Source organism: Ancylobacter tetraedralis (genome assembly GCF_014195655.1).
In the GTDB taxonomy this organism is placed as follows: Bacteria; Pseudomonadota; Alphaproteobacteria; order Rhizobiales; family Xanthobacteraceae; genus Ancylobacter; species Ancylobacter tetraedralis.
Genome location: NZ_JACICD010000009.1, coordinates 108654 through 114653, shown reverse-complemented (window position 1 = coordinate 114653; position 6000 = coordinate 108654). Strand labels below are relative to the sequence as shown.

The 6000-nt window shown below is 68.3% G+C and carries 5 protein-coding genes; 2 read left to right on the top strand and 3 right to left on the bottom strand.

Annotated elements, in window-relative coordinates; translation table 11 throughout:
• Positions 1 to 37: 37 nt before the first annotated feature.
• Genes FHS55_RS19610 through dsbD form a run of 3 tightly spaced genes read right to left on the bottom strand, consistent with a single transcriptional unit; the run spans position 38 to position 3227 of the window.
• Positions 38 to 760, bottom strand: coding sequence for a L,D-transpeptidase (locus FHS55_RS19610; RefSeq protein WP_183191478.1), 723 nt, complete (start codon positions 758 to 760; stop codon positions 38 to 40).
• A gap of 4 nt (positions 761 to 764) precedes the next feature.
• A complete protein-coding gene (locus tag FHS55_RS19605) occupies positions 765 to 1385 on the bottom strand; it encodes a DsbA family protein (RefSeq protein ID WP_183191477.1) in 621 nt (206 codons plus the stop codon).
• A gap of 42 nt (positions 1386 to 1427) precedes the next feature.
• Positions 1428 to 3227 carry a protein-disulfide reductase DsbD gene (gene dsbD, locus FHS55_RS19600; protein WP_343056290.1) on the bottom strand — a complete coding sequence of 600 codons (1800 nt, stop codon included), beginning with the start codon at positions 3225 to 3227 and terminating at the stop codon, positions 1428 to 1430.
• 159 nt (positions 3228 to 3386) lie between these two features.
• On the opposite strand from dsbD, the gene FHS55_RS19595 reads away from it, so the two are divergent.
• The gene (locus FHS55_RS19595) at positions 3387 to 4049 is read left to right on the top strand and encodes a response regulator (protein ID WP_183191489.1); all 663 of its coding nucleotides are present in this window, start codon (positions 3387 to 3389) and stop codon (positions 4047 to 4049) included.
• Entirely contained in the window at positions 4046 to 5380 is a 1335-nt protein-coding gene (locus tag FHS55_RS19590) for an ATP-binding protein (protein WP_183191475.1), read from the top strand. The genes FHS55_RS19595 and FHS55_RS19590 overlap by 4 nt, the downstream gene beginning before the upstream one ends.
• Positions 5381 to 6000 lie beyond the last annotated feature (620 nt).

Sequence of the window (6000 nt, the reverse complement as noted above, 5' to 3'; positions counted from 1 at the left end):
CCACGGTGTTCGCGACGCTGATCTTCGTGGTGGCGAGCTACATGCTGTTCAAGAGCGCCTCGGCCCTGCTCGCCTGAAGTCCTCGGGCGGCAGGCCGCACCACGACTTTCGTGCCGTCCGGGACGCGCTGATACAGGTCGATCACATCTTGATTCATCATGCGGATGCAGCCGGATGAGACCGCTTCGCCGATCGACCAGGGTTCGTTGGTGCCGTGGATGCGGTAGAGGGTGTCCTTGCCGCCCTTGAACAGATAGAGCGCGCGGGCGCCTAGCGGGTTGGTCTCCCCGCCTTCCATCCCGCCGGCCCATTTCTGGTATTTCCCCGGCTCTCGGGCGATCATGTTCTGCGTCGGCGTCCAGCGCGGCCAGGCCCGCTTATAGGCGACCTCCGCCGTGCCGCTGAACGCCAGCCCCTCGCGTCCGACGCCGACACCATAGCGCAGCGCCTTGCCATTCTCCTGCACCAGATAGAGAAAGCGGTTCTTGGGGTCGACCACCAGCGTTCCCGGAGCCTGACCGGTGGGGTCGTCGACAAGCGCGCGACGGTTGCGGTCCTTCATCTCGTCCGCGGGCACGCCGGGGACGCGATATCCGCCGTCCTCCAACGCGCCATAGCGCGGGGCGAATGGGGAGGCGGCCGGAGGCGGTGCAGGCTCGGGCCGGCCTGTCGCGCAGGCACCGACCGTGAGGGGAAGAAGCAGGAGCACGCCGCGCCGCGACAGGCCGCTCAGCGTCTGACGATCATTTCTGCGCTGCATCAGCTCACTCCGCCGCCTGACGACGGCGCGCTTCGGCGAAGGCTTCCTTGAAGCCGGCATAGTCGAGCGTCGAGGTGCGGAACGGGCCGATGAGATAGGTCGGCGTGCCCTGCAGGCCGATCGATTCCGCCTGGGCGAGGTTACGTTTGAGTAGGGTGGATATCTCGCCAGCATGAGCCTTGAGATCGGCATTGAGCCGGTCGATGTCGACGCCCGATGCACGGACCGCAGCCGCCATCTGCTCCTTGCTGACGCCGCGCCCGGGGATCGCCATCAGAGCGTGATGCACCTTGGCGTAGCCGCCCTGGTACTTGGCCGCGAGCGCCATCTGCGCGCCATAGACCGAGGCTTCGGTCAGGATCGGCCAGTCCTTGTAGACGAGGCGGATCTTGCCATCCTCTCTTACCGCCCGCTCCAGATCCGGCGCGGCCTTCTTGCAGAACGGGCAGTTGTAATCGAGGAAGGCGACGACGGTGACGTCGCCCTTCGGGTTGCCGGCGGTCGGCGCGGCGGGATCGCGCAGGATGGCGTCGACATCGACACCCTCGGCCAGAAGCGGCGCGGTCGGGAGTGCCATGCCGGCGGCGAGGAGGCCGGCAAGCGTGAGGAAGTGACGGCGCTGCATGAGAGCTCCTGAGCGATTCAGGGGTGAAGGGGGCGAAGGGGGTCAGGCGCCGGCGGCATCGAGCCGGCGAGTGATTTCCTCGACGGTCACGGGGCCGACGATGCGGGAGCCGGGGATCTCCCGCCCCTGCGCGTCGACGAGGAACAGCGCCGGCGGCCCGACGACGCGGAACCGCTCCATCAGGGCGCGGGTGGCCGCGTTGTAATCGGTGACATCGGCTGTGACCTGCTTCAGAGCGGCGAGCCGGGTGCGCAGTTCGGGCGCGGCCATGATCGTGGCGTTCGATTTGCAGACGGTGCACCAGGCAGCGGTGAAGTCGACGAGGATCGGTCGTCCTGATGCGCCGTCGGCGGCTCCGGATATGGCCTGATCGAATGTGGCGGAGGAGACGACCGTGACGGCCGCCTTGACCGGTTGAGCTGCCGGGGCGGCGGCAAAGGCCAGCGGGCGGAGCGCGTCCTGCGCCCCGCCGGCGGCGCCGATGATCAGCGTTGCGCCATAGAGCGCGGCCACCATGCCGCCGCCCCGGGCGAACCGCGCGGCCGGACCGCTCGACGCGGTGAGCCGATCAAACCCGCCGAAGAACGCCGCCGATCCCACCAGAAGCACGCCGAGCATCGCGAGCGTCGCCGGCGGGGGCAGCAGCCGCCCGGCAAGGAGAATAGCGACACCTAGGAAGACGACGCCGAAGGCCTGCTTTGCCCGCTCCAGCCAGACGCCGCCCCTCGGCAGCAGCGCCGGGCCGAACAGTCCGACCAGCATCAGCGGCAATCCCATGCCGAGACCCAGCATGAACAGCGCGCCCGCCCCGGTGGCGGCGTCGCCGGTTGCGGCGGCATAGAGCATGGCGCCGGCCAGCGGCGGGGTCACGCAGGGGCCGACGATAAGCGCTGAGCCGAAGCCCAGCACCGCCGCGCCACCGATAGAACCGTTGCCGCCGCGCCCGGCCAACCGGGCGGAAAGCCCCGCCGGAAGCGCGAGATCGAACAGACCGAACATGGACAGCGCCAGCGCGAGGAAGATCACCGCCGTCAGCCCCAGCGCCAGCGGCGTCTGCAGCGCGGCCTGCAGGTTCGCCCCCGACCAGCCGGCGACCGCGCCGACCAGCCCATAGGCGCCGGCCATGGCAAGCACATAGGCGCCCGTGAGCACGAGGCTGCGCTGCCATGTCAGCGCCTCGCCCGAGCGGGTGAGCATGCCGGCGAGGATCGGGATCATCGGGAACACGCAGGGCGTGAGCGCCAGCAGCAGTCCGAAGCCGAGAAAGGCCAGCATCGTCCAGCCGAGGCCGCCTTGCAAAAGCGCCTCGGTGCCGTCGCTGTCATTCGCTTCGACCCCCACCGCCACCGGCGCGCCGGTGGCCGCCGCCGCCGAGGCGGGGCTTTCCCGGCTCGACGCGTCCGCCGGGGGGGTCTCAAGGCCGGGCGACGTTTCCTCTATGGCGAGTGTCGCGAGATCGACGAGGCGCACCTGCGGAGGAAAGCAGATGCCCCGGTCCGAGCAGCCCTGATAGCTGACTCGGAGCCGGTCCGTATGGGCGAGGTCGCCGGCGCTGGCCTCGACATCCCGATGGAAAATCTGCACGACGCCGAAATTGGGGTCGTTCTTGGCCTCGCCGGCCGGCCGCTCCAGCGGCACGGGCACACCGTCAAGTGTGGCCTCGAGGCTGTCTCGGTAGAGATAATTGCCGGGCCCGACCTTCCAGCGCAGCAGCAGCGCGCCGGAGGGCGAGCGCGCCGCCTCAAGCGTGAAGGGCGCGCGGGCGGTCGAGGGCGCGAAGAGCGCAGTGAAGCCGGCGGCCTCGTTGGCGCCGGCACTCAGTGGCGAAAGACACGCCAGCACCAGCGCCGCCGACCGAAAAGCCCCTGCCAGTAAGTGCCATGCCATCGCGTCACCGCTCCACATTCGTCGCGGTGCAGCGCTCTTATCTCCACCTTAAGCCAGGCTTAAGCTGGGAGCCGCTGATGCGAATGCGGAACGAATGGGGATGAACAGGGCGTGATGCGTATCCTTCTGGTCGAGGACGACCCGGTGCTGGCAGACGGCCTTCGTGCCGGGCTCACCCTGGCCGGGCTGACGGTGGACGCCGTGACCAGCTGCGCCGACGCGCAGGCGGCGCTCGCCGGCTCGCGCTTCGATGCCGTCGTGCTCGACCTCATGCTACCGGACGGCTTGGGGCTGGATGTGCTGGCGGCGCTGCGCGCGCGGCAGGACGCGACGCCGGTGATTCTCCTCACGGCCCTGGACGAGACCCCGGACCGCATTCGCGGGCTCGACGCCGGCGCCGATGATTATCTCGGCAAGCCGTTCGATCTCGATGAGCTTGCGGCGCGGCTGCGCGCCCTCGTGCGTCGCGGCAGCGGGCGGGCGAGCCCGCTGCTCACCCATGGCGGCCTCGCGCTGGATCCCGCCATGCTCTCCGTGACACTGGACAGTTCCCCCGTGGGGGTGTCGCGGCGGGAATTCGCGGTGCTGTCCATGCTGATGGAGCGGCCGGGCGTCATCCGCTCCAAGGGTGAACTGGAAGAACGGCTCTATGGCTGGCAGGAGGAAGTGGAGAGCAACACGGTCGAGGTCTATGTGCACAATCTGCGCGCCAAGCTGGGCCGCGAGGTGATCGAGACGGTGCGCGGGTTGGGCTATCGGCTGCGGGTGCCGGCATGAGCTCGCTGCGCCGCCGGCTCTTCCTCATCCTGATGGCGGCCACCGGCCTGATCTGGCTGTGCGCCGTCGCCTGGATCAGCTTCGGCAGCCGCAACGAGCTGGAGCATGTGCTCGACACCCGCCTGCAGGAGGCCGCACGCATGGTGCACTCGCTGGTAATGACCGGCGAGCGTCTGGAGGGAGCCGAAAAACCGGCTCTCGCCGGCACGCTGCCCCCGCTGTCCGGCGGCTATGAGCGCCAGCTCTCCTGCCAGATATGGTCATTCGACGGACGCCTCCTCGCCCGGTCCTCCGGCGCGCCCGACGCCGCGCTGGCCGACGAGAGCGAAGGGTTTTCGGATCGCGAGGTGGGTGGCGACACCTGGCGCGTCTACACCATCGTCGATCCGGAAAAGGATGTTCGCGTGGTGGTCGGCGACCGGATCGGGCTGCGCGACAAGCTGGTACGCGACCTCGTCGCCGGGCTCGCCGCCCCGGCGCTGCTTGCCATGCCGCTGCTGGGCCTGCTGATCTGGTGGAGCCTCGGACGCGGTCTGCGCCCGCTGAACCGGGCCGCGGAGGAGATCGCCGCCCGCGAGGGCGAGGACATGCGGCCGGTCCCACCCGACGGCGCGCCATCCGAAATCCAGCCGCTCATCACGGCCCTGAATGGGCTGTTCGCCAAGGTGGAAGCGGCGCGGGCCAATGAGCGCGACGTTACCGCTTTCGCGGCTCATGAGCTGCGTACGCCGCTGGCCGGGCTGAAGACGCAGGCGCAGGTGGCTCTGGCCGCCGGCGAGACGCAGATGCGGGAGAACGCGCTGCGGCAGATCATCGCTTCGGTGGACCGCACCAGTCGCCTTGTCCGGCAACTCCTTGCCCTCGCGCGCCTTGACGCCGGCACCGCCGGCCGGGGCGCCGAGATGGAACTCGGCGCCCTCATCCGTGACATCGCCGATACCGTGCCGCACCCGCCGGGGGTGGTTACCGTGGTCGATCCCGACCTGGCCCACAGCCGGCGTCTGATAGAACGTGACACCCTCTCGCTCGTGCTGCGAAACCTTCAGGAGAACGCCGTCCAGAACATGACGGACGGCATGATCCACTGGCGCCTCGAGGGGGCGGACAGGCTCGTGATCGAGGATGAGGGTCCCGGCATTCCCGCCGAGGAACTCAGCCTCGTGCGCCAGCGCTTCTATCGTGGCCGCAAGGCAGCCGGTTCCGGCTCGGGCCTCGGGCTTGCCATCGCGGAGGCCGCGTTGGCGCGTATTGGCGCCCGCCTCGCGATGGACAACCGCACGGAGCGGTCCGGCCTGCGTGCTGTCGTCGAACTCGGACTGGACCCGAAATGAACTCGCCAAACCTTCCGGTTGATTTCGTTCGTCATGACCTCCGGCCATCGACCCGAGAGTCATTCAAGAAGGTCGGTACTTTAGCTCGCGGCCGATGGTCCGACGCCCGCCGCGCTGCCAGCCTCGCGGTGCGCCTCTGCGAATCTGTGATCGGTAGCGATGAAGCGCTCCAGCCTGGGCAGGTTGCCGGAGACGATCTTGCCTGGACTACAATGCCTACCGGCCGCACGCGGCCTTGGCGGCCTCACCCCCAACGAGTTTGCAACCCGCTCCAAGACGGACCAGAGCGAGAACAGAGTGCAGTTATGAAAGAGGGTAAATAGGGCGCAACGTCAAGATCTCCCGCAGCCATGACCGGCTGGGGGTAGATTCCTGCCCGACCTCTTCTCGTTGGCGAAGTTGGGAAAGCGGCTATGCAGGTAGCCGCCAATCTTCGACCGCAACGCGCCCCGATGTCGGTCGTTCGGGTAATAATGAGGACTTCCTGAAAACGGACATTGCTTATGGCCGAGCCGAACGCCAGCAGACTATTTCAATGTAGGCGTTCGAATTCCCTCCGGCCCGCCAATTTCACCCAAAAGGCTAATTTTACGAACAAATTACCGCCCAATACTGCGAGG

Bases quoted from the DNA above. Each gene is read 5' to 3' on its own strand.
- FHS55_RS19605 (WP_183191477.1), bottom strand. From the start codon at position 1,385: ATGCAGCGCCGTCACTTCCTCACGCTTGCCGGCCTCCTCGCCGCCGGC.
- FHS55_RS19610 (WP_183191478.1), bottom strand. From the start codon at position 760: ATGCAGCGCAGAAATGATCGTCAGACGCTGAGCGGCCTGTCGCGGCGC.
- FHS55_RS19595 (WP_183191489.1), top strand. From the start codon at position 3,387: ATGCGTATCCTTCTGGTCGAGGACGACCCGGTGCTGGCAGACGGCCTT.
- FHS55_RS19590 (WP_183191475.1), top strand. From the start codon at position 4,046: ATGAGCTCGCTGCGCCGCCGGCTCTTCCTCATCCTGATGGCGGCCACC.